Annotated in this window: 16 protein-coding genes; 6 read left to right on the forward strand and 10 right to left on the reverse strand. The window is 67.3% G+C overall.

All coding sequences use genetic code 11. The features are described from left to right. Positions 1-45: 45 nt before the first annotated feature. The 6 genes from ACEN9K_RS07820 to ACEN9K_RS07845 form a co-directional block, all read right to left on the reverse strand. Positions 46-777, reverse strand: a complete 732-nt coding sequence (locus tag ACEN9K_RS07820; protein ID WP_495635501.1) for a glutamine amidotransferase — start codon at positions 775-777, stop codon at positions 46-48. A gap of 43 nt (positions 778-820) precedes the next feature. After that, the gene (locus ACEN9K_RS07825; protein WP_018770100.1) at positions 821-1,258 is read right to left on the reverse strand and encodes a YybH family protein; all 438 of its coding nucleotides are present in this window, start codon (positions 1,256-1,258) and stop codon (positions 821-823) included. An 18-nt stretch (positions 1,259-1,276) separates the two neighbouring features. Next, positions 1,277-3,088, reverse strand: coding sequence for an acetyl/propionyl/methylcrotonyl-CoA carboxylase subunit alpha (locus ACEN9K_RS07830; protein WP_495635502.1), 1,812 nt, complete (start codon positions 3,086-3,088; stop codon positions 1,277-1,279). A 129-nt stretch (positions 3,089-3,217) separates the two neighbouring features. Continuing rightward, positions 3,218-3,862: a Maf family protein gene (locus ACEN9K_RS07835; protein WP_018770098.1), complete on the reverse strand. Its 645-nt coding sequence runs from the start codon at positions 3,860-3,862 to the stop codon at positions 3,218-3,220. A 9-nt stretch (positions 3,863-3,871) separates the two neighbouring features. Further along, a complete protein-coding gene (locus tag ACEN9K_RS07840; RefSeq protein ID WP_495635503.1) occupies positions 3,872-6,394 on the reverse strand; it encodes an MMPL family transporter in 2,523 nt (840 codons plus the stop codon). A gap of 18 nt (positions 6,395-6,412) precedes the next feature. Continuing rightward, complete coding sequence (locus ACEN9K_RS07845; RefSeq protein WP_495635504.1) at positions 6,413-7,087, reverse strand: TetR/AcrR family transcriptional regulator; 675 nt, start codon at positions 7,085-7,087, stop codon at positions 6,413-6,415. A gap of 163 nt (positions 7,088-7,250) precedes the next feature. Between ACEN9K_RS07845 and ACEN9K_RS07850 the strand changes: the two genes are divergently transcribed. Next, on the forward strand, positions 7,251-7,811 hold the full coding sequence (locus ACEN9K_RS07850) for a hypothetical protein (RefSeq protein WP_495635505.1): 561 nt from the start codon (positions 7,251-7,253) through the stop codon (positions 7,809-7,811). Between the two features lie 93 nt (positions 7,812-7,904). Here ACEN9K_RS07850 and ACEN9K_RS07855 read toward each other — a convergent pair whose 3' ends face one another. From ACEN9K_RS07855 to ACEN9K_RS07870, 4 genes are all read right to left on the reverse strand, one after another. Then, a complete protein-coding gene (locus ACEN9K_RS07855) occupies positions 7,905-9,353 on the reverse strand; it encodes a dicarboxylate/amino acid:cation symporter (RefSeq protein ID WP_495635506.1) in 1,449 nt (482 codons plus the stop codon). 184 nt (positions 9,354-9,537) lie between these two features. Beyond that, positions 9,538-11,223, reverse strand: coding sequence for a DUF885 domain-containing protein (locus tag ACEN9K_RS07860; protein WP_495635507.1), 1,686 nt, complete (start codon positions 11,221-11,223; stop codon positions 9,538-9,540). 68 nt (positions 11,224-11,291) lie between these two features. Next, positions 11,292-11,534 carry an acyl-CoA carboxylase subunit epsilon gene (locus ACEN9K_RS07865; protein ID WP_224084473.1) on the reverse strand — a complete coding sequence of 81 codons (243 nt, stop codon included), beginning with the start codon at positions 11,532-11,534 and terminating at the stop codon, positions 11,292-11,294. After that, positions 11,534-13,117 (reverse strand): acyl-CoA carboxylase subunit beta, encoded by a 1,584-nt coding sequence (locus ACEN9K_RS07870; RefSeq protein ID WP_018770091.1) that lies wholly within the window; start codon positions 13,115-13,117, stop codon positions 11,534-11,536. The genes ACEN9K_RS07865 and ACEN9K_RS07870 overlap by 1 nt, the downstream gene beginning before the upstream one ends. A 216-nt stretch (positions 13,118-13,333) precedes the next feature. On the opposite strand from ACEN9K_RS07870, the gene ACEN9K_RS07875 reads away from it, so the two are divergent. The 5 genes from ACEN9K_RS07875 (at position 13,334) to ACEN9K_RS07895 (ending at position 23,337) form a co-directional block, all read left to right on the forward strand. Beyond that, entirely contained in the window at positions 13,334-14,221 is an 888-nt protein-coding gene (locus ACEN9K_RS07875) for an SDR family oxidoreductase (protein WP_224084385.1), read from the forward strand. 85 nt (positions 14,222-14,306) lie between these two features. After that, on the forward strand, positions 14,307-15,215 hold the full coding sequence (locus ACEN9K_RS07880; protein WP_134164515.1) for a biotin--[acetyl-CoA-carboxylase] ligase: 909 nt from the start codon (positions 14,307-14,309) through the stop codon (positions 15,213-15,215). Further along, positions 15,208-15,804 (forward strand): PH domain-containing protein, encoded by a 597-nt coding sequence (locus ACEN9K_RS07885; protein WP_018770088.1) that lies wholly within the window; start codon positions 15,208-15,210, stop codon positions 15,802-15,804. Before ACEN9K_RS07880 ends, ACEN9K_RS07885 begins: the two co-directional genes overlap by 8 nt. A gap of 145 nt (positions 15,805-15,949) precedes the next feature. Continuing rightward, positions 15,950-17,029 (forward strand): adenylate/guanylate cyclase domain-containing protein, encoded by a 1,080-nt coding sequence (locus ACEN9K_RS07890; RefSeq protein WP_223995152.1) that lies wholly within the window; start codon positions 15,950-15,952, stop codon positions 17,027-17,029. A gap of 134 nt (positions 17,030-17,163) precedes the next feature. Continuing rightward, positions 17,164-23,337 (forward strand): Ig-like domain-containing protein, encoded by a 6,174-nt coding sequence (locus ACEN9K_RS07895; RefSeq protein ID WP_495635508.1) that lies wholly within the window; start codon positions 17,164-17,166, stop codon positions 23,335-23,337. Positions 23,338-23,424: the final 87 nt, after the last annotated feature.

The following is a 23,424-nucleotide window of genomic DNA, read 5'->3' on the forward strand; positions in this document are numbered from 1 at the left end:
GAAAATGCCCGGCGCGGCCATCCGGCCCGCCGGGCATTTTCATGCTCACCGTGCGTAGCGCGCCACGAAGTTCTTCAGCACGGCCATGGGCTCGGTGACCGTGAATTGGCGTGCTGCGGCCATCAGCTCCTCGGCGGATTCGGGCGGAAAGTAGCCGGCGTGCCGGTAGATATCGATCCGGGTCACCAGCCCGTCGGTGTCCAGTTCGGGATGGAACTGGGTGGCATAAAGGTTGGTCTTGACCCGGAACATGTGCACGGGGCAGGTGGCTGAGCTCGCCAGCAGCACCGCGTGCGGTGGCAGGGAACTGACCGCTTCCTTATGGCCGGTCAGGGCCGTGAAGGTCCGGGGCATGCCCTGCAGCAGGGGATCCTGCAGCCCGGCATCCGTCAGCTCGATTTCCACGGCGCCCAGCGGCTCGCCGTAGGTCCTGTCGATGACCGCGCCCTGGTGGCGGCCCAGCGTCCCCACCCCGTAGCAGGCGCCCAGGAAGGGAAAGTCGCGGGCCACCAGCTGGTCCAGGAGGCCGGACAACTCCCGCTCCACCCGGTGCTGGACCGGGCTCTTCTGCTCCGGCGGATCGCTGGACGTGAACGGGCTGCCGCCCACGATGACGCCGGAATAATCCGCAAGATCCAGCGCGGGCAGGGGAGCGGCCTCAAGCCTGACCCGGCGCAGCTCCCGTTCCTCAAGCCCGCCGTACCTCAGATAGGCGGCATATTCCTCCTCCGCGGCAGCGTCTTCCGGGCGGGAGGCGAGGAGCAGGAAAGGCAGCATGAGCTAAGTCTGCATCCTGGCGGCGCCCCCTGCCAGCACCGGCTCAGCCGGCGGGCTGGGTCAGCGACCGGCGGGACTGTGGCCGGGCTGCGGGGTCGGCGTGGCGGTGCACCAGCTTCCAGTAGCCTTCCTCGCGCCGGAAGATACTGGTCACGCGAAGCGCGAATTCCTCGGTGGCGGCCGCCGCGTCCAGCCGTGCCCGGAAGTGCTCGGTCTCCACCAGGTAGGCGGTGTCCCGGGCGGTGTAGGAGGTGACGGTGTCGAAGCCCAGCATCTCGCCGTCGCGGAACTGCCGCGCCGCCTGGTCAAGCCGGGCCTCCACCTGGGCCCAGCCGCGCGCTATGCCGCCGAAGGGATTGGCCAGGGTGACGTCGTCAAGGCGGGAGTAGAGCTCCTTGATGGGGGCCGGGTTGCCCCGGGTGATTTCGGGAACCGCCTGGTGGTAGCGGTCCACTTCTTCCTGGAAGCTGGGTGCGAGCATGGCTGCCGGGACTGCTTTCTAGTCTTCGATGGTGGCGATGATGGCGCCCGCGGACACCGTTTCGCCCGCCGTGGCCGTCAGGCCGGTGATGGTCCCGGACCGGTGTGCGGTGAGGGGCTGCTCCATCTTCATGGCCTCGAGGACCACCACCAGGTCACCTTCGGACACAACGTCCCCGTGAGCCACGGCCACCTTCACGATGGTGCCCTGCATGGGGGAGGTCAGGGCGTTGCCGGTGGCAGCCGCGGGACCGGCGGAGCGGGACCGCTTCTTGGACTTGCCCGGCTTGGCGGCGGCGCCTGCTGCAGTGCCCGGCGTGCCCAGGGACGCGGGGAGGACCACCTCCAGCCGCTTGCCGCCCACCTCGACCACGACGCGCTGGCGGTCTTCTGCGGAGCCGTCTGCATCGGTTGGGGCATCCGGCGTCCAGGCGGGAAGGTTGTTGCTGAATTCGGTTTCGATCCACCGGGTGTGGACCTTGAACGGGCCCTCGGGTGGGGCGAAAGCGGGGTCCGACACAACTGCGAGGTCGAACGGGATGACGGTGGGGATGCCCTCCACCACCATCTCCTCCAGGGCGCGGCGGGCACGCTGGAGGGCCTGCGGCCGGGTGGCGCCGGTGATGATCAGCTTTGACAGCATGGAGTCGAAGTTCCCGCTGATCACGTCGCCCTGTTCCACGCCCGAGTCCACGCGCACGCCGGGACCGGTGGGGTTCTTCAGGACGCGGACCGTGCCGGGGGCCGGCAGGAAGTTGCGGCCCGGATCCTCGCCGGTGATGCGGAATTCGATGGAGTGTCCGCGGACCTCGGGATCGCCGTAGCCCAGTTCCTCGCCCCTGGCCAGCCGGAACTGTTCGCGCACCAGGTCGATGCCGGTGACTTCCTCGGACACGCAGTGCTCCACCTGGAGGCGGGTGTTTACTTCGAGGAAGGAGATGGTGCCGTCCTGGCCTACCAGGAATTCGCAGGTTCCGGCGCCGAGGTAGCCGGCCTCCTTCAGGATGGCCTTGGAGGATTCGTAGAGGCGCCGGTTCTGGTCCTCGGTGAGGAACGGTGCCGGGGCTTCCTCCACGAGCTTCTGGTTGCGCCGCTGCAGGGAGCAGTCGCGGGTGGACACCACCACCACGTTGCCGTAGGCGTCGGCCAGGCACTGGGTTTCCACGTGCCGTGGGGCGTCCAGGAAGCGCTCGATGAAGCATTCGCCGCGGCCGAAGGCTGCGGTGGCCTCACGGACGGCGGATTCGTACAGCTCCGGGATTTCTTCCCGGGTGCGGGCCACCTTGATGCCGCGTCCGCCGCCGCCGAAGGCAGCCTTGATGGCCACGGGCAGGCCGTGGCGGTCCACGAAGTCCAGGACTTCGTCCGCGGACTCAACGGGGTCGGCGGTGCCCGGAACCAGCGGGGCGCCCACCTTTTCGGCGATGTGCCGGGCCTGGACCTTGTCGCCCAAGGCGGAGATTGCCTCCGGGGAGGGGCCGATCCAGGTGATGCCGGCCTCGATCACCCGTGCGGCGAACTGGGCATTTTCGGCCAGGAAGCCGTAGCCGGGGTGGATGGCGTCGGCGCCGGACTGGCGGGCGGCGTCAATGATCTTGTCCATCACCAGGTAGGACTCCGCCGCGGTGGTGCCACCCAGGGCGTACGCCTCGTCAGCCAGCCGGACGTGCAGCGCGTCCCGGTCCGGATCTGCGTAGACGGCCACGGAGGCAATGCCCTCGTCCCGGGCCGCCCGGATGATGCGCACGGCGATTTCGCCGCGGTTGGCGATCAGCACCTTTGTGAGGCTCGGCTGTGTAGTACCTGCGGACTGCTCCAAATTTGCTGACAAGGCGTCTCCTTCTTTCCTTCAGGGAGCCTAGCGCGCTTTTGGAGGTTCCGCCGATATTACTTGCGGAATCCGCGTGTAAACCGGCCGTCCTTTGTAGGGAAGCTACAAGCAGTGTGGAAACCGGGCGATTTACCGCCGGGGCCAGAGGTCCGTAATGCGCACGTTGGCGGACGCGAGCAGCCCGCGCAGGGTGGAGACGGAAAGGCCGACGACGGCGTGCGGGTCGCCGTCGACCTTCCGGATGAAGGCGCCGCCCAGGCCGTCGATGGTGAAGGAGCCCGCGCAGTGGAGCGGCTCTCCGGTGGCGATGTAGGCGTCGATCTCTGCCGGATCCATCTCCAGGAAGGAAACCTCGGCTGAGGCGACCGCCCCCACCGTGGCGCCCGAGCCGCGGCCGCTGCCGCCGTCGTCGTCCGTGTCCCTGCAGTCCACCAGCCAGTGGCCCGTGTGCAGCACTCCCGCGCTGCCGCTCATCCGGAGCATCCGCTCGCGGGCGACGTCGGCGGTGTAGGGCTTGCCGTGCGCCTCGCCGTCGAATTCAAAAACCGAGTCGCAGCCCAGCACCAGGGCGCCGTCCGCTTCCGGCAGCGCCGCCACGGCCTCGGCCTTGGCGCGGGCCAGCAGCAGCGCGGTGTCGTGCGGGTCCGTGACGCCGTACCGCGCCTGCACGGCGGCCTCGTCGACGTCGGAGACCAGCACGGTGTGCCGGATGCCGGCCTCGGCCAGGAGCTTGGTGCGGGCGGGGGACTGGGAGGCGAGAATCAGATGGAGCACGGCTTCAGCCTAGTGGACCAGCTCGCCGGAGGCGGGTGCTGCCTGGCCCCTGTTGAGCTTGGCGCCCTCCACGTCCACGTCCGGCAGGATCCTGTCCAGCCACCGCGGCAGCCACCAGGACCTGGCGCCCAGCAGGTACATTACGGCCGGGACGATGGTCATGCGGACCATGAAGGCGTCGAACAGTACGCCGAAGGCCATGGCAAAGCCCAGCGGCCGGACCATGGTGAGGTGGCTGAAGATGAAGCCGGAGAACACGCTGACCATGATGATCGCGGCCGCGGTGACTACGGCGGCCGCGTGCCGGAAGCCCACCCTGACCGCTTCCTTGGCGGACGATCCGTGCATGTATGCCTCGCGCATGCCGGAGGCGATGAACACCTGGTAGTCCATGGCCAGGCCGAACAGCACGCCGATCAGGATAATGGGCAGGAAGCTGAGCACGGCGCCGGGGTTGGCCACGTCGAAGATGTTCCCCAGCCAGCCCCACTGGTATACCGCCACCACGGCACCGAAGGCGGCGGACAGGGACAGCAGGAAGCCGCCCGTGGCCAGCAGCGGGACCACAATGGACCGGAACACCAGCAGCAGCAGGATCAGGGAAAGTCCGACGACGATGGCCAGGTAGGGCGGCAGGGCGTCACCAAGCTTGGTGGAGACGTCCACGTTGCCGGCGGTCTGCCCGGTCAGTCCCATGGCCACGCCGTAGTCGGACTGGATCTCCCCGTTGAGGCCGCGGAGCTCGGAGACCACCATGACGGTGGTGGCGCTGGCCGGGCCCTCCTTGGGGATGACCTGGAACACGGCGGTCCGGCGGTCCCCGCTGAGGGCGACGGGCACGGCTGCCACCACATTGTCCACGGCACGGAGCTTGTCCGCGATGTCGTACTGCAGCTTCCGGGCCTGGGCTTCGTCCAGGTCCGCGGGGAACTCGCCGACGGCCACGATGGGTCCGGTGACACCTTCGCCGAAGCTGCGGGCCGTGAGGTCGTAGGCCTGGTAGGCCTCTGACTCCACGGGTTCGGAGCCTCCGTCCGGCAGGGCCAGCTGCAGCTGGGTGGCGGGCAGCGCAAGGGTGCCCAGCAGGAGGATGCCCGCGATCAGTGCCACCCACGGGTGCCGGGTGACCAGGCCGCCCCACCCGCGGGTGCTGCGTTCCTTATCGGTGGCGAGGTCGGCCGCTTCGTGGTCCGGTTCGGCGTTGTGGGCTTCGGCTTTGGCCCAGGCCCGCCGGGAGATGATGCGCCGTCCGATCAGGGACAGCATGGCAGGGGTCAGGGTGATGGCCACGAGCACCGCAACGGCCACGGTTCCCGCTGCCGCAAGGCCCATGACGGCGAGGAAGGGCAGCCCGGGGACCACCAGGGCGGCAAGGGCGATGATCACGGTCAGGCCGGCGAAGACCACGGCGTTGCCGGACGTGCCGTTGGCCCGGGCAACAGACTCCTCCGCATCCATGCCGGCAAGGAGCTGGGTGCGGTGCCGGTTGACGATGAACAGCGAGTAGTCGATGCCGACGGCGAGGCCAAGCATCAGGGCCAGCATGGGCGAGATGGAGCTCATGTCGAACAGGCCGGAAAGGGCGAACGTGATGCCGACGCCCACGCCGACGCCGATGATGGCCATCAGCAGTGGCAGCCCGGCGGCGATCAGCGTACCCAGCATGAGGATGAGGACCAGCGCCGCAACGGCGATGCCGACGATTTCCGCAGTGCCGAAAAGTGCCGAAATGTCCTCGGTGATTTCCTTGCTGGCCAGCGCCGTGACGCCTGCCGCGGAGGTCTCGTGGGCGATCTCCTGCACCTGCTTGCGCACGGCCGGGGCCAGCCCGTTGATGGAGGTCTTGAACTGCACCTGTGCCACGGCGGCCTTGTTGTCCGCGGACACGAAGCGGATGGCTGATGCTGCCTGGGCCTGCCGTTTGCCCTGTTCCAGCTTGGCCTTGTTGGCCGCCAGTTCCTGGGCGCCGGCGTCCAGCTTGGCCTGGCCCTGGGCCAGCGCTGCCTTCTGCTGGCCAAGCTGGGCTTCAATCAGTGCTGCCGGCGCCCCGGCGGCGGTGAGCTGCTGCTCGGCTGCCGCCAACTGCACCTTGCCGGCTTCAAGCTGGGCCCGGGAGGCGTCCAGCTGTGCCTGCCCGGCCGCCAGCTGCTGTTCGCCGTCGGTGATGGCCTTGCCGGCCTGGTCCACCTGTGCCTGGGTGGCGAACGGGTCCACCGTGCCACGCACCTCGGGGAGGGTCTGGAGCTTCTTCAGCGCCTCCGTCACGGCAGCCCGGCTTTGGGCCGTGAAGCCGCCGTCCGGGGCTTCGAAAACGATCGTGGCGCTGCCGCCCGAGGCCGAGGGCAGCTCCTGCTTGAGCTTGTCCGCAATCCGCTGGGTCTCGGTCCCGGGAATCTGGAAGTTGTTGGACAGGGTGCCGTGGAATGCCGCGGCCGAGCCGCCCACGGCCACCAGCACGGCGAGCCACAGGGAGATGACAAGCCAGCGCCGGCGGTAGGAGAACTTGCCGAGGCGGTAGAGGAGCAGTGCCATGCGGGTGAACCGATCTGATCAGGAGGAACGGGTGGCGGATGGTGGAGCGGGGGTGTTGAAGCCGGTGGCCAGCAGGGCCATGGCATCGATGAGCAACTGCCGGAGCTCGGCCAGGGATGCGGGTGTCAGGTCCGGACCGCGGCGGCTGAACCACACCTCCATGGCGGCCTTTCCGCAGGAGATGATCGAGCCGGCCAGGGCGTGGACATAAAGCTCGTCCTGGGCGCCGGGGGTGCCGGCGAGGCGTTCGCGGGCGACGGTGAAGACCTGCGCCCGGCAGTGGTCCCACGCCTCGAGTTCCGGGTGCGACATCAGCGGGCTCTGCTGGGTCAGCGTGAACAGTTCCGCCAGCGGCGCCACGGCCTTGGGGTCGGCAAGGGCCATCAGCGCGGCCTGGGCGGATTCCAGCATGGGCTCGTCCGCCGGGCGGAGGCGCAACTGCTGAATCGCGTTGTCCAGGAAGCCATGGACGATGGAGGCGAGGGCGGCGTCGGTGCTGCTGAAGTAGTTGAAGAAGGTGCGGCGCGAGATCCCCGCGGCGTCGGCGATGTCTTCCACCGTGAAGTTTCCGGGGCCTTTGGAGCGCAGGAGTCCCAGTGCGGCGTCGGTAATCGCCTGGCGGGTGGCGGCCTTGTTCAGCTCGCGCCGGGAAGGTGCGGCGGGTTCGTCCGGCGGGGCAACGGGTGATGTCACGCGCTTACACTACGTGCAAGTTTGCACTCAATGCAACTTAAATTCACAGGAGAACCATAGCTTCCCGACAGCCCTTCCTGATCCTTGCGCCGGATGCTTGGTATGCCTCGCCCGAGGCGAATCACCAGGAGCCGTCAGTTGACGGCGAATCAGGAGACGCGACATGAGACGCACGAAGAAGATGACCGTGGGCCTGACGGCCGCAGCGCTGGCGCTTGGTGCCGGAATCGGCGTGGCCGGCATGGCATCCGCCACCACGACGCCCACTCCCACACCCAGCACGGGTTCCAGTGCTGCCGCTGACGGAACTACCGGCAGCGCCCCCGATGGCATGGGCAGGCACGGCGGCCGCGGCGGCCATGGGATGGAGCAGGCCTCGGCGCTGGCAGCGAAGCTGGGCGTTGATGAAGCCAAGGTGGCCGACGCCTTGAAGGCCTTCCGCGAAGCCAACAAGCCCACCACGCCGCCGGCCGAGGGCCAGAAGCCGGATCCTGCCGCCCGCGAGGCTGCACTCGCCAAGTCCCTTGCTGCATCGCTGGGCATCGATGAAGCGAAGGTGACCGCAGCGCTGCAGGAGATCCGCAGCGAGGAAGAGGCCGAACATGCAGCCGGACTCAAGTCCCGCCTGGACAAGGCTGTAGCGGATGGAAAGCTGACCCAGGCTGAAGCCGACGCCGTGACGAAAGCCATCCAGAACGGGGTAATCGGAGGTGGCTGGCACTGACCATCACTGTTGTTGAGCGATACGCGCAGCCCTGATTGCAAAAAGGCGTCCCCGGGAGAATCTCCCGGGGACGCCTTTCCTTGCTGCTGTGCCTTACGCCTTTGCATCCTGCAGTTCGCGGGGTGCGGTGTCGGCGCTGGTGCCGTCGGTAGCGGTTTCGCCGGCGGCAGCATCGGCGTCGCTGTCATCCACGAACGGGGTCCCGCTGCGGGGTGCGTTGTACAGCGATTCGTCCAGGATGCCCTGGCGCTTGGCCACGATGGTGGGAACCAGGGCCTGGCCGGCCACGTTCACAGCGGTGCGCCCCATGTCCAGGATGGGATCAATGGCCAGGAGGAGTCCGACGCCGGCCAGCGGCAGTCCCAGCGTGGAGAGCGTCAGGGTGAGCATCACCACGGCGCCGGTGGTGCCGGCGGTTGCGGCGGAACCGAGGACGGAAACCAGTGCGATCAGCAGGTACTGGCTGAAGTCCAGCTGGATGCCGAAGAACTGGGCCACGAAGATTGCCGAGATCGCGGGGTAGATGGCTGCGCAGCCGTCCATCTTGGTGGTGGCGCCCAGCGGCACGGCGAAGGAGGCGTAGGCGCGGGGGACGCCCAGGCTGCGTTCGGTGACGCGCTGCGTCAGCGGCAGGGTTCCCACGGACGAGCGGGACACGAAGGCCAGCTGGACGGCGGGCCACACGCCGGAGAAGTACTGCTTGATGGACAGTCCGTGGCTGCGGACCAGGATGGGGTAGACGACGAACAGCACCAGGACCAGGCCGGCGTAGATGGCCACGGTGAACTTGCCAAGCGAGCCGATGGTGTCCCAGCCGTAGACGGCCACGGCGTTGCCGATGAGGCCAACGGTGCCCAGCGGCGCGATGCGGATGATCCACCACAGGACCTTCTGGATCACGGCAAGGGCTGAGGCGTTGAGGTTGAGGAACGGCTCCGCAGCCTTGCCCACCTTGAGCGCGGCGACGCCCACGGCGATGGCGATCACGAGGATCTGAAGGACGTTGAAGCTGACCGAGGTGGTGACGGCGCCGGAATCGCCGACCGTGGAGCTGGCACCCAGGCCCAGGAAGTTCTTGGGGAAGAGGCCCACCAGGAAGGCCCACCAGTCACCGGACTTGCCGGTGTACTTGGCTTCCCCGCTGATGCCGGTGTTGGCGCCGGGCTGCAGCAGCACGCCCAGGCCGATGCCGATCAGCACGGCGATCAGGGACGTAATGGCGAACCACAGGAGCGTGTTCCAGGCCAGCCTGGCGGCGTTGGACACCTGGCGCAGGTTGGAGATGGAGCTGACGACGGCGGTAAAGATCAGCGGGACCACGGCGGTCTGCAGCAGGGACACATAGCTTGAGCCGATGGTCTGCAGGGTGGCGCCGAGGGCGTTGGGGTTGGCCTTGGTACTGCCGGTGTACTTGGCCAGCAGGCCGAGGCCAAGGCCCACGATGAGGGCGGCGATGATCTGGAAGCCGAACGAGCCCGCCCACCTGGGCAGCTGGAATCCGGTCTTCCCTGCGGGGGACGGGGTGCTTGTCTGAGTGCTCACCCGACTACGCTAGAGCCACCCCGCATACCACGACGAACGAACATTGAGAAATATTACGCGCCCACGCTCACGCAGGAAGCCGGCAAACCGAGCAAACACAAGGCAGACGGCGGCCTATGTTACTTATTCCCGCCCCGGGTGTGCTTAATGTCTCCTGTTGCCCTCCCTCCCCGAAGGGGGGAGACTACGAGAGCAGCGCCCGGCGGAGCGTGTCGAGTCCAACGGAGCCGATGTTGAGGGCCTTGGTGTGGAACTCCTTGAGGTCGAACCCGGGCCGGGCCTCAAGTTCGGCGCGGATCTGTTCCCAGAGGCGCTGGCCTACTTTGTAGGAGGGGGCCTGGCCCGGCCAGCCGAGGTAGCGGGTGAACTCGAAGTTGAGTTGGCCTTCGCTGATGGGGAGGTTTTCCTTGAGGAAGCCGTAGCCCTTGTCCGCGGTCCAGGTGCCGGATCCCCAGCGTTGGGGCATCTCGAGTTCGAGGTGCACGCCGATGTCGAAGACCACGCGGGCGGCGCGCATGCGCTGCATGTCCAGCATGCCCATGTGGTCGCCGGGATCGTTGAGGTAGCCCAGTTCCTGCATGAGCTTTTCCGCGTAGAGTGCCCAGCCTTCGCCGTGGCCGGAGGTCCAGCAGACGTTCCGGCGCCATTTGTTCAGCAGCTCGCGGCGGTAGGTTGCGGTGGCCACCTGGAGGTGGTGGCCCGGGACGCCCTCGTGGTAGACGGTGGTGGTTTCTGCCCAGGTGGTGAACGTGTCCTCGCCGGCGGGGACGGACCACCACATGCGGCCGGGGCGGCTGAAGTCGTCGGACGGGCCGGTGTAGTAGATGCCGCCCTCGTCGGTGGGAGCGATCCGGCACTCGAGTTTCTTCATGACGTCGGGGATGTCGAAGTGCACTCCGGCGAGTTCGGCAACGGCTTTGTCGGAGAGGCCCTGCATCCATCCGCGGAGCGCCTCGGTGCCTTTCAGTTGCCGGGAGGGGTCGTTGTTGAGGATGTCCTTGGCTTCGGCGATGGTGGCGCCTGCCTTGATGGTGTCCGCAACGCGCTCCTGTTCCGCGATGAGGCGGTCCAGTTCCTCGACGCCCCAGGCGTACGTTTCTTCCAGGTCCACTTCCGCCCCCAGGAAGGAGCGGGAGGCCAGGGCGTAGCGGGCCCTGCCCACGGCGTCCTTCTCAGGCGCGGCGGGGAGCAGTTCGGTGCGCAGGAATTCTGCCAGCCGGGCGTAGGCACCCCGGGCGGCGTCAGCACCGGCGTCGAGCGTAGTTTGCAGCGCAGCGGGCAGTGGCCCGTCAGCCGTGGTGGCCTCTGCGGCCAGTTTGGCGAAGAAGCCGTCCGGGGCGGCGTACTTGGTCACCTGTTCGATGACGGTCCGCACCTGGCGGGCAGCGGCCACCCGGCCGGAGTCCCTGGCCATGCGCAGGGATTCGGTGTAGCCGCTGATGGCGGCCGGCACGTTGTGGGCGCGCCCGGCGATGTGCTCCCAGTCCTGTTCGGTGCCGGTGGGCATGAGGTCGAAGATGGCCCTGATGTCCTGGGCCGGGGAGGCGATGTTGTTCAGGTCCGCGTATTCCCAGCCGGAGGCGTGGATCAGCAGTTGCAGGCCGAGCCGTTCCCGCATGGCGTCCAGGGTGACGGCGTCCACGTCGTCTTCCGGTTCCAGGCCCTCCAGGGCAACCAGGGCCTCCCGCGCCGCCTCCGCGAATCCGGCAATGCCGGCGGGGGAGAAATCCTGGTACTCCGTTTCATGTCCCGGCAGGCCAAGGGTGGTGGCGAAGGTCGGGTTGAGCCTGATGAGGGTGTCCGTGTAGTTGTCCGCGACGGCGTCGATCCGGGTGTGCGGGCGCGCGGCGGGTGCAGTGTCTGTAGTCACATGACGAGACTATCGCCCGGACTGCGCCGAGGCCTGGGCCCACGCCGCCGGGGATCCACGCCCGGGACTCAGCCGCGGCTTCGTTTCCAGGCGCCGGGACCGGGCGTGGGTTCGAGCTTGAGCTGCTGCCGGCGCACCCAGTGCCGAACGGTCGGTTTGTCCGCACGTGCAGGTTCGGCGCCGCCAAGGGAGAGGACGACGGCGGTCAGTGCGGCCAGTTCCTCGGCGTTCGGCTGTCCTTTGACCACAGAGAGCAGCGGAGCGGCAAGCGCTTCGGCGGCCGGCCCGGTCCCGGTATTTTCGGTGGCCATCACAGCGGGATGTTCCCATGCTTCTTGGCGGGGAGGCTGGCGCGTTTGTCGCGCAGGGCACGCAGTCCCTTGATGATTTGGATCCGGGTATCGGAGGGGGCGATGACGGCGTCCACGTAACCCAGTTCGGCTGCCTGGTACGGGTTGAGGAGTTCTTCCTCGTACTGGCGGATCACCTCGGCGCGGCGGGCCTCAACGTCGCCGCCGTCCTGGGCGACCGCGGCGAGGTCGCGCCGGTAGAGGATGTTCACCGCGCCCTGGGCGCCCATCACACCGATCTGGGCCGTGGGCCATGCCAGGTTCAGGTCGGCGCCGAGCTTCTTGGAACCCATCACGATGTAGGCGCCGCCGTAGGCCTTGCGGGTGATGACGGTGAGCTTTGGAACAGTGGCCTCGGCGTAGGCGTAGAGGAGTTTGGCGCCGCGGCGGATGATGCCCTGGAATTCCTGGTCCTTGCCGGGGAGGAACCCGGGGACGTCCACCAGGGTGATGATGGGGATGTTGAAGGCGTCGCAGTGCCGCACGAACCGGGCGGCCTTCTCTGACGCCGCGATGTCCAGGGTGCCGGCGAACTGCAGCGGCTGGTTGGCCACGATGCCCACGGTGTGGCCCTCCACCCGGCCGTAGCCGATCATCACGTTGGGGGCGTACAGGGCCTGCATCTCCAGGAAGTGCCCGTCGTCCACGATCTGTTCGACGACGGCGCGCATGTCGTAGGGCTGGTTGGCGGAATCCGGAACCAGCGTGTCCAGGGCGAGGTCGTCGTCGTCGACCTCCAACTCCTGCTGGTGCCCCAGCACCGGTGCCTCGGAGAGGTTGTTGGAAGGCAGGAAGTCCAGCAGTTCGCGCACGAACTCGATGGCGTCGGTCTCATCCGAGGCCAGGTAGGCGGACGTTCCGGTGGTGGCATTGTGCTGCCGGGCGCCGCCCAGGGTTTCCATGTCCACATCCTCGCCGGTGACGGTCTTGATGACGTCGGGGCCGGTAATGAACATGTGCGAGGTCTTGTCCACCATCACCACGTAGTCGGTGAGGGCCGGGGAGTAGGCGGCGCCGCCGGCGGAAGGCCCCATGATCAGGGAGATCTGCGGCACCACGCCGCTGGCGTGGACGTTGTTGCGGAAGATGTCCGCGAACATGGCCAGCGAGGCCACGCCTTCCTGGATGCGGGCGCCGCCGCCGTCCAGGATGCCGACGACGGGGCAGCCGTTGCGGAGCGCGAACTCCTGCACCTTGACTATTTTTTCGCCGTTGACCTGGCTCAGCGATCCGCCGTAGACAGTGAAGTCCTGGCTGTACACCGCCACCAGCCGGCCGTCGACGGTGCCGTAGCCGGAGACCAGGCCATCGCCCAGGGGTTTCTTCTTCTCCATGCCGAAGGCGGTGGAGCGGTGCACGGCCAGGGCGTCGAATTCTACAAACGAGTCTTCGTCCAGCAGCAGGGCGATGCGCTCGCGGGCCGTGTTCTTGCCGCGCGCATGCTGCTTTTCGATGGCTTCGGGGCCGGAGGGCTGTTCGGCGCGCGCCTGGCGGTCGCGGAAATCGGCAATCTTTCCCGCAGTCGTTGTCAGATCGTGGCTCATCAAGTGTCTCCGGCTCTGTAGCAGGTCAATTCTGTTGGCTGGCGGGCCCGTACTGTCCGGAGCTTTAAGTAGCATCCACACAAAAGACGAACCCTGCTGGCAAGTCTAGTGACGCTTTGGACGCCCGCAGCTGTAGGGAACCTACAATTTTCTGCCGTTCCTGCCACGTCCCCTCAATGTTACTCGCCGGTAACTTAGTTGGGTTACAGTGTTGCCATGACTTCAAGCGATGATGCTTTGCATGCTCCCGAAAGCCCCTACCGGGCCACCGGTTCCCTGGCGGGCAGGACCATCCTCATCTCCGGCGGCAGCCGCGGAATCGGACTGGCCATTGCCACAAGGGCGGCGCGGGACGGCGCCAATATAGTGCTGCTGGCCAAAACGGGGGAGCCGCACCCCAAGCTGGCGGGCACCGTGTATACGGCGGCTGCGCAGCTCGAGGAGGCCGGCGGCCAGGCGCTGCCGCTGGTGGGCGATGTGCGCAGGGACGAAGACGTGGCCGGCGCCGTGGCCGCAGCCGTTGAGCGGTTCGGCGGCATCGACGTCGTCATCAACAATGCCTCCGCCATCGACCTTTCCACCACTGATGCAGTGGACATGAAAAAGTACGACCTGATGCAGGACATCAACGTCCGCGGCACCTTCCTGTTGTCCAAGCTGGCGCTGCCGGCGCTCCGGAAGTCGGAACAGGGGCACATCCTCACGCTCTCGCCGCCGCTGAACCTCCACCCCTCCTGGGCGGGGAAGCACCTTGCGTACACCATGGCCAAATACGGGATGAGCCTGACCACGTTGGGGCTGGCGGAGGAACTGAAGGCTGACGGCATCAGGGTCAACTCCCTGTGGCCCTGCACCCTCATCGATACCGCAGCCATCCGGAACATGCCCCACGGCGAAACCATGGTGCTGGCGGCGCGTGGACCGCAGATCATGGCGGACGCCGCCCACGCCATCCTGACCGGCAGCAACCTCGCCGCCGGTGGGCCGCCGTCGGGCAACTTCTACACGGACGAGCAGGTCCTGGCGGCAGCGGGAGTGACCGATTTCCGTCCTTACAGCCTGGGAGCACCCGAAGACCGTCTGGTTCCGGACATCTTCCTCTAGGCGGCCGTACGGGCGTGGCCGGGTTGTCCTTCCCGGGGCGGCAGACGGCTCGGTGGGACCGGGCCAGGCTCGGTAGGATTTGGGTATGGACGACGCACACGCACCGGGCACCCCCCTGAACCGAGGGGAACTGGCCGACCAGCGTTTCCTCTCTGCCACCGGAATACCGCGGATCGACGTGGTGGACTCCACCGGCTCCACCAACGCGGACCTCCTGCGCGGTGTCACGGTGGAACCTTCGGCCTGGCCTGACCTCTCCGTGCTGACCGCCGAGTACCAGACCGCCGCCAGGGGACGCCTGGACAGGCGCTGGGAAGCGCCGCCACTGAGCTCCGTGTCCGTGTCCGTGGTGCTGCGTCCGGTCAACGCGGACGGCAGGCCCCTGCCCACCCAGAGCTACTCCTGGTTGTCCCTGATCGCAGCGCTGGCGCTGCGTGAGACGCTCCTGGAAACGGCCGGGATTCCGGCCGAGCTCAAATGGCCCAACGACGTCCTGGTGCGGGGCAGGAAAATCGCCGGCATCCTCGCCCAGCTGGGGCCGATGGTTGATGGCAACGTGCCCCCGGTGATCCTGGGGACCGGCCTGAACGTCACCCTGACCGAAAGCGAACTTCCGGTGCCCACCGCCACCTCCGTGGCCCTGGAAGGGGCCCGCACCACGGACCGGACCGCGCTGCTGAAAAGCTACCTGTCCCACTTTGCGGTCCTGTACCGCAGTTTCTGCAACGCCGACGGCGACCCTGCGGCCGGGATGGCCGGTGGCCCGTCGCTGCACAAGAGGGTGGAAGCCGTGATGGTCACCCTGGGCAAGCAAGTGCGCGCACAGCTGCCCGGCGACCACGAGATCATTGGACACGCGTCCCGCCTGGACGATTACGGCTCCCTGCTGGTGGTGGACCGCGACTCGCGGGAGCACGTGGTGACCGCCGGCGACGTGGTGCACCTGCGGCCCTGGACGGCGCCGGACGCGCCAGGCCAAGGTGGTTATGCGTAGAATCCTGGTTCCCGGGGAGCAGGTCATCGTCACTACCCGCCCGCAGCCCCGGAAGCTGGCCGGGGCAGCCGTGGCCTTCGTGCTGGCGCCGGCGTTGGCGGCGTACGCCAGCGCCTGGATCGTCCGCGGCGGGGCAGCCCGCATGGCTCCTGCCCTTGGCCGCCAGTGGACGCCGTGGCTTGTCACTGCCTGCGTCCTCGCTGCTGCGGCTGTCTGGCTGGGCTACTGCCTGCCCCGCCTGCTCCGCTGGCAGGGCACCCGCTACACGCTTACCAGCCAACGGATGGTGGCGCGGTACGGGCTGCTTAACCGGCGGGACCAGCAGGTGAACCTGGCGTCGGTGCGTAACCTGACGGTCCACGAATCGCTGCTGCAGCGATTGGTGCGCTCGGGGAATATATCCTTGGAAACCGGGTACCAGGGCGTGGTGACTTTCCGCGACGTGCCTGAGGTTGCCAAATTCCGCGACTTTATCCTCGACGCCATCGGGGAACTGCCGGACGACAGCGCCCAGCCGGATGGCGCGACGCATTACCCTGCCGGTGCTTTTCCGGAGGACATGAGAGAAGGTGGACGGGATGACCGATGAGGACCAGCAGGAACGCGTCGACAGCACCGCCCCTGCCACCGCCGCCCTTGATCCTGACGCTGCGCCCGTGGAGGTGGCCGCTTCCGGCGACGCCGCACCGGAACCCGGATCCGCGCCGGAACCCGGCTCCACGCCGGCCGCGGCCATGCCGGATGCAGACCGGCACCCGCCCACCGGCGCCATGTCCGCCGAACGCCTGGCCATGAAGGCCCTCGAAGCCCGCCTCCTGGGCGGGGAACGGAAGCTCCGCCGTCGTGAAGTTGCCGCCGGCGCCGGACTCTCCCTGCTCTCTGCCCGCAAGCTCTGGCGTGCACTGGGGTTTCCGAATTTCGGCGACGAGGACGTTGCCTTCACCGAACGCGACCAGGCCGCCCTGTCCACCGTGGTGGACCTGGTCCGCGCCGGCAAGCTGACCGAAGAAGCAGCCATTTCGGTGACCCGCTCCATCGGGCAGATGACGGACCGCATGGTGGTCTGGCAGATCGAAGCCCTGGTGGAGGACATGGTCCACGAGCAGGGCGTCACCGATGCTGTGGCCCGCAAGCGCCTGGTCAACGAACTTCCCGCGCTGGTGGACGCGCTGGAAGAGGTCCTGGTGTATTCATGGCGGCGCCAACTCAACGCCGGCGTCCAGCGCCTCGCCGTCCGTGCCGAGGCCGGGCTGCAGGCCAGCGAGGAAGGCCGTGAAGGCGACGAGGACGACGCGCCGCTGCCCCTGGCCCGCGCGGTTGGCTTCGCGGACCTTGTCTCCTACACCAGCCTGTCCCGCCGGATGAACGAAAAGACCCTCGCCCGGCTGGTCCAGCGCTTCGAAAACAAGTGCGCCGAAATCATCTCCGTGGGCGGCGGCCGTCTGGTCAAGACCGTGGGCGACGAAGTCCTGTACATCGCCGAAACTCCGGCGGCCGGTGCCGAAATCTCCCTGGCGCTGGCCGAGGCCTTCACCGAGGACGAGATCCTTCCCGAAGCCCGGGTGGCCATGGTGTGGGGCAGGATCCTGTCCCGCCTGGGCGACATCTACGGTCCCACGGTCAACCTGGCCGCCCGGCTGACCACCCTTGCCGATCCCGGAACGGTTCTGGTCGACTCCATGACGGCCTCCGCCCTGGAGCACGACGAGCGGTTCATCATGATTCCCCAGGCCCCGGAAAATGTCCGCGGCTTCGGTGAGATCAATCCCGTCCGCCTCACCCGCGGCCGGGGCAAGGGCCTGGTCCTGGACTAGGAAACCGGCAGTCGTCGAAGCCGCCCGGAAGAATTTGTCCATTTGCTGGCGTATAGCGGTATCGTTGTGGTGCCCGGGGTCCTGTGACGCCGGCTGCAGGCACAGAGCCTAGATTTACCGGGGGATTTCCACTCATGACACGTCGCGGACAAACGCGCGCCCAGAGGCCTGCTGCCAGCGCGCCCCGACGGCCCCGCCTGCCGCGATCGCGGTGGTTCACCGGCACTGCGTTTGGTGCTGTGGTTGCTGTTGTGGTGACGGGTGCTGTGTTGTATCCGGGGTTTAAGACCACTGAGGTGGAGTTGAATGACGGCGGCGTGTGGGTGGTGTCGAAGTCGAAGAATGCTGTGGGGCGGTTGAATTATCCGTCGCGGGTGTTGGACGGTGCGGTGACGCCGGCGTCGACGACGTTCGATGTGTTGCAGCATGCAGGTGAGGTGTTCGTCGATGACGAGACTGGTTCGACGTTGAATCAGGTGTCGCCGGCGAATATGCGCCTGGGTGGGGATAAGCAGTTGCCGGGGGCTGCTGATGTGAGTTTTGGGACGCGGACGATTTCGGTGACGGATGCTGCGTCGGGGAAGGTGTGGGCGGTGTCGCCGTCCACCGTGAATGGTTTTGATAAGGAAGCGTCGGAGCCGGTGATGGTCGGTTCGGCGGGCATCGTCTCTGCGGTGGGCTCTGATGACCGGGTGTATTCGGCGGACCCTAAGACCGGTGTTGTGACGGTGACGGGTGTTGACGCCAACGGTGAGGTGACGTCGTCGGAGTCCAGCACGTGGGATGGGCTTAAGGGTGCCGGGGATCTGCAGGTGACGGTGGTGGGGGACCGGCCGGTGGTGCTGGATGCCGCGGCGGGGAGCCTGTTCCTGCCGGGTGGCAAGCGGCTGGCGTTGGAGAATGCCAGGGATGCGAAGTTGCAGCAGGCGGGGCCGGGCAGTGATGTTGTGGCGCTGGCCACGCGGAAGGCGTTGCTGAAGCAGCCGCTTGACGGGGGAGCGGCGATGGTGGTGGCGTTCGACGGCGAGGGTGTTCCGGCTGCTCCGGTGCAGTTGGGCGGGTGTGTGCATGCGGCGTGGTCGGGTGCGAACAAGTATGTCCGGGATTGCGTCAATGATGGTGACGATAAGAAGGTTGACGTGCCCAGGGCGAGTGCGTCGCCGTCGTATGTTTTCCGGGTGAACCGGGACCTGGTGGTCCTGAATGATGTGAACTCCGGGAACGTGTGGCTGGTGAACCAGAACATGCAGCTGGTCAACAACTGGGACGACGTCATCCCACCAAAGGAAACTTCCGACGACGCCGACAAGGACTCCGCGGACGAGGTGCAGCAGACGGTTTTGCCGGACCGCACCAAACCCAACAGCGCCCCCGTGGCCAAACCGGACCAGTTCGGCATCCGGGCAGGGAAAACAACCATCCTGCCTGTCCTGGACAATGACTCTGACCCCGACGGCGACGTGCTGACCGTCCGCACTCCGGAAGGCGTCAAGACGGGCTCCGTTTCGCCCATCTACGGCTCCACCGGGCTGCAGGTTGCGGTGCCCGCGGACAAGACGGGCAGCGAAACCTTCAAGTACACAGTGGATGACGGCCGCGGACTCTCTGCATCGGCCGACATCACCCTCAATGTCATTCCGGCCGGCAGCAACACACCGCCGCGGCAAAAGCCCAACCGGAACACCACCCTGGTGGTCCAAACAGGCAAGGCCGTCACGCAGAACATCCTTCCCGACTGGATCGACCCCGACGGCGACGACTTGTTCGCCGTCTCCGTGTCCAGCACCGACCCGCTGGACCAGGCCCGGATCCGCCCAGACGGCCAGCTCACCTTCCAGGACTCCGGCGCCGCCCCCGGCCGTAAAAACCTGACCGTAACAATGTCGGACGGACAAGCCACGGCCGAAGGCAAAGTCACCGTGGATGTCAGGAGCCCCGGCTCCCTGCCGCCGATCGCCAACGCCGATCACGTGGTGGCCGTTGCCGGCACCGACACCGTCATCACCCCGTTGAAGAACGATTCTGACCCGCAAGGCGGCACGTTGCGCCTGGCGCAGGCCACGCCCGATGCCGAGTCCACAGCCACCCTCAACCCGGACCAGCAGACTTTCACCTTCAACTCCCGCACCCTCGGCGCCCACTACGTCAGCTACCTTGTGACCAACGGCCCGGCCAGCGCCCAACAGCTGGTGCGCGTGGATGTGGTGCCGGGCACTGACGAGGGTGCTCCCGTCGCCGTCCGCGATACCGCACTGCTCCCCACCGGCGGCGACGTACTGGTGGATGTCCTGGGCAATGACTCGGATCCCTCGGGTGGCGTACTGGTGGTGCAGTCCGTCGCCGCCGACGCCGGCCTGCCGGTGAGCGTTGCGGTACTTGACCACTCGGTGGTCCGGGTTACCGACATCCGCGCCGAAGGTCAGCTGACCGTCCGGTACACCGTCTCCAACGGCCGCTCGTCCGCGACCGGCGAGATCGCCGTACTGATGGTCCCCGCCCCGGCGAAGCTCCAGGCACCACAGGCAAAGCCGGACGAAGCCACCGTCCGGGTCAACGACGCCGTCACCATCCCCGTCCTGGCCAACGACGCCGACCCCAACGGCTCCAGGCTCGCACTCCTGCCCGACCTCGCCCAGCAGCCGGATGCCGCCGATGGACGCATGTTCGTGGCCGGTGACCAGCTGCGGTTCGTTGCCGGCCCCGAGGCGAAAACCGTATACGCCATCTACAAGGTGCAGAACGAATCCGGGCAAGTGGATTCCCAGCAGGTGACCATCCGCATCCGCGCCCGTGACGATGACCGGAACTCCCGCCCCGAGCCGCGCAACCTGACCGCGCGCGTGGTGGCAGGTATGACCGTCAAGGTACCCGTGCCCCTGGACGGCATCGACGCCGACGGCGACTCCGTCCAGCTCATCGGCATCGACAAGGCACCTGCCATGGGCACCGCAGTAGTACGGGACGGCTACCTGGAATTCACGGCGGCGGGCGACGCTGCCGGCACCGATAGCTTCACCTACCGGGTGCGGGACCGGATCGGCGCAGAGAACACCGGCACGGTGATCGTGGGCATCGCCCCGCCGGAGGCGAACAACCAGAAGCCCATTGCGGTGGACGACCCCGTGGATGTCCGGCCGGGCCGCAAAGTGGCGGTGGAGGCCCTGGCGAACGACTCCGACCCCGACGGCGACCCGCTCAGCCTGGTCTCCGATGGTTTCGAAGCCGGTTCCGGGTTGCAGGTGGAGGCCACAGACGGTGCCAGAGTCCTCTTCACGGCGCCCGGGGCTGCCGGCAACGAAAGCATCAGCTACCGCATCCAGGATGATAAGAAAGCTTCCTCCGGCGCCGTCATCCGGATCCGGATCAGCCCGGACGCCGAGCTCAAGCGTCCCGTGGCCAAGGATGACCGGGTAACGGTGGCAGAAACCCTTGGCAAGACCGCCGTCGATGTGCCGGTCCTGAAAAACGACACCGACGCCGACGGCGTGGCCACAGACCTGAAGGTCAGCCTGCCCGACGGAAATCCCAACGCCCGCCCGGGCGGGTCGGGCAACGTGGTGGTGACCCTCACCCCGGAAGACCAGCTGATCCCCTACACGGTCACGGACGTCGACGGCCTCACCTCCACTGCCCTGATGTGGATCACGGGCCAGGGCGCGCAGTACCCTACCCTCGCCAAGACCGACACCGTTGAGGTCATGTCCGGCAAGGACGCCACCCTGGACCTGTCCGAATACGTCCGGGTCCGCAGTGGCCGCAGCGCCCGGATCACTGTGGCCGACTCCGTCCAGGTCCAGGGCGGCTCCCCGGAGGGCATCATCCGGTCCGACGGCAAAGCCCTGCGCTACACCGCCAAACCGGACTATGTGGGCCCGGGCTCCATCACCTTCGAAGTAACGGACGGCTCCGGACCCGACGACGCCGACGGCCTGAAATCCACCCTGGTCATCATGACCAAGGTGATCCCGGACCCCAACGCCAACCACCCGCCCACGTTCAGCGGCACCTCCGTGGACGTCCCCAGGGCCGAAACGGCAACGGTGGACCTCGCCGGACTGGCCAAGGACGTCGACGAACGGGACAAGGACAACCTCCGCTTCGAACTGGACGGGACGCTTCCCGCCGGCTTCAGCGCAAAGGTCGACGGCGCCACCCTCGCCATCACTGCCGATGGTTCCCTTGGCATCGGCGTCACCGGAAACATCCAGGTGAAGGTCACCGACGGCAGGTCACCCGCCGTCGGCGCCACCATCAGCGCACGCCACGTGGCCTCCAACCGGCCCCTGCCGGTGGCCAACGACGATGCGGTGGACAAGGCCAACGCAGGAAAGACGGAACAGGTCAACGTCCTGGCCAACGACTTCAACCCCTTCCCGGATACGCCCCTGCGGATCGTTGGCGCCACCGTGGAGACGGGCGCCGCAGCAGGCCAGCCGTCCGTGTCGGGGGACAGCGTCACCGTTACCCCGGCTGACGGGTACAAGGGCGTCATGGTGGTCCGCTACACCTTGGCCGACAAGACGGGCGACCTGTCCCGCCAGGTGGACGGCCGGCTGCGGCTCACCGTCCGCGGCAAACCCGACGCACCCTCTGCCCCCAGCGCCACCGACGTCCGCAGCCGCACCGCCGTTCTCAAGTGGGCGCCGCCGTCGGACAACGGCGCTCCCATCACGGGGTACACCGTCCGCTCGAACAACGGCTTCGAACAGAAGTGCCCCACCACCACCTGCACGTTGAGTGGGCTCACCAACAACGTGAAGTACGTTTTCACGGTGCTCGCCACCAACGAGGTGGGGGACTCGCAGGCCTCGCCGCAGTCCAACGAAATCCGGCCTGACGAGAAGCCATCGCCACCGGAGGCGCCCACGGTGAAGGCCGGGGACAAGACCATGGCCATCACTTGGCCATCGGCGAAAACCGAGGGCTCGCCGGTGAAGCACTACAACCTGGAGATCTCACCGCCACCGGCCAGCGGCGTCGCGGTAAAGAACGAGGTCGCCGGGCTGAACTACACCTGGACCGGCCTCACCAACGGCGTGAAGTACAAGGTGCGCGCCCAGGCCGTCAACGAGCTTGGCGCCTCCGACTGGGGTACCTATTCAGCGGAGGACAATCCCGCCGGTGTCCCGGCGCCACCTGCAGCACCTTCGTCCGCCGTCGCAGCATCCGTTGGGACCCAGAACCAGCTTCGGGTCACGTGGGCCGAACCCAATACCAACGGTGATCCGATCAGCACCTATTACGTCACCATGAGCGGCGGCAACGCCCCCGCCCAGGCGCAGACCGTCCCCGGCAACGTCCGCACCGCAAACTTCACCGCCAACAACTCTGAGGCCGCCTACACGTTCACGGTGCAGGCTGAGAACAAGGCCGGCAAGGGCGCGGTCAGCCCGCCCTCCGCGCCCCGGCGCGCCACGGGCAAGCTGGCGGCGGTCTCCGGCGTGACGGCCACGCCGGCGAACACCGGCGGAGCAGGACGCGCCGTGACAGTGGACTTCCGTAAACTGACCGCCGCGGAACGCAACGGTTCTGCCGAAAACGAAGTCAGCTACAGCTACAACGCCAGCAACGGTGCCCGCGGGCCCATCACGCCCGGCCAGACCATCGGCGGCTTCACCAACGGCAACGCCGTCAGTATCACCGTCGTCGCCAACTCCACGGTGGCCCCGAGTTCTGATGGAAGCGCCCCTGCCACCGCCACGCCGTACGGCTCCCCGGGGACTCCCTCGGCGTCCGGCCAAAACGGCGGTGTAAACCAAAAATCCGCCACCCTGAACTGGTCCTCCCCGTCCACCAGCACCAACGACGTGGCGCAAACGAGGATCAAGATCAACAACGGCGGCTGGGAGAACGTTGCCCCCTCCGGCAGCAGGACGGTCAACACGGCCAACTTCGGTGACACCGTCACCATCGCGGTCCAGACCTTCAACTCCGTCGGCACCGGCAGCGCGGTGGTTACCGCCAGCGCCACCGCGGGCAAGCAGGGCCTGTGGGAAACCCGGATCAAGACCTCCGACCCCAACTTCGTGAGGAGCTGCACCTTCACCCTGGGGGGATCGAACTACCGGCCAAGTCCCTACTTCGACTGTGACGGCGTCAACGCGGACAGCCCGCCCTGGTTCTACAAGACGGACCAGGACCGCATCATGGTGGCGTGCTGGATCGACCAGAGCGACAACTGGTCCGGCAACGGGATCGTCCGATGGTGGCGGGTTGAATCCGGCTCGGCACGGAATGTTGGCCGCTACGTGATCGCCGGCCACACCACGCTCGCCGATCCCGCCGGGCTTGGGGCACCGCATTGCTAGGCCCCATGCCCGGCCACAGCCCGGGCAGTTGTGCCCATCGCGGCGGTTTCCGCTATTCGGTAGGCTTACCCCGGGGAAAAGGAAGCC

It is taken from the genome of Pseudarthrobacter sp. Pseusp20, assembly GCF_059492155.1.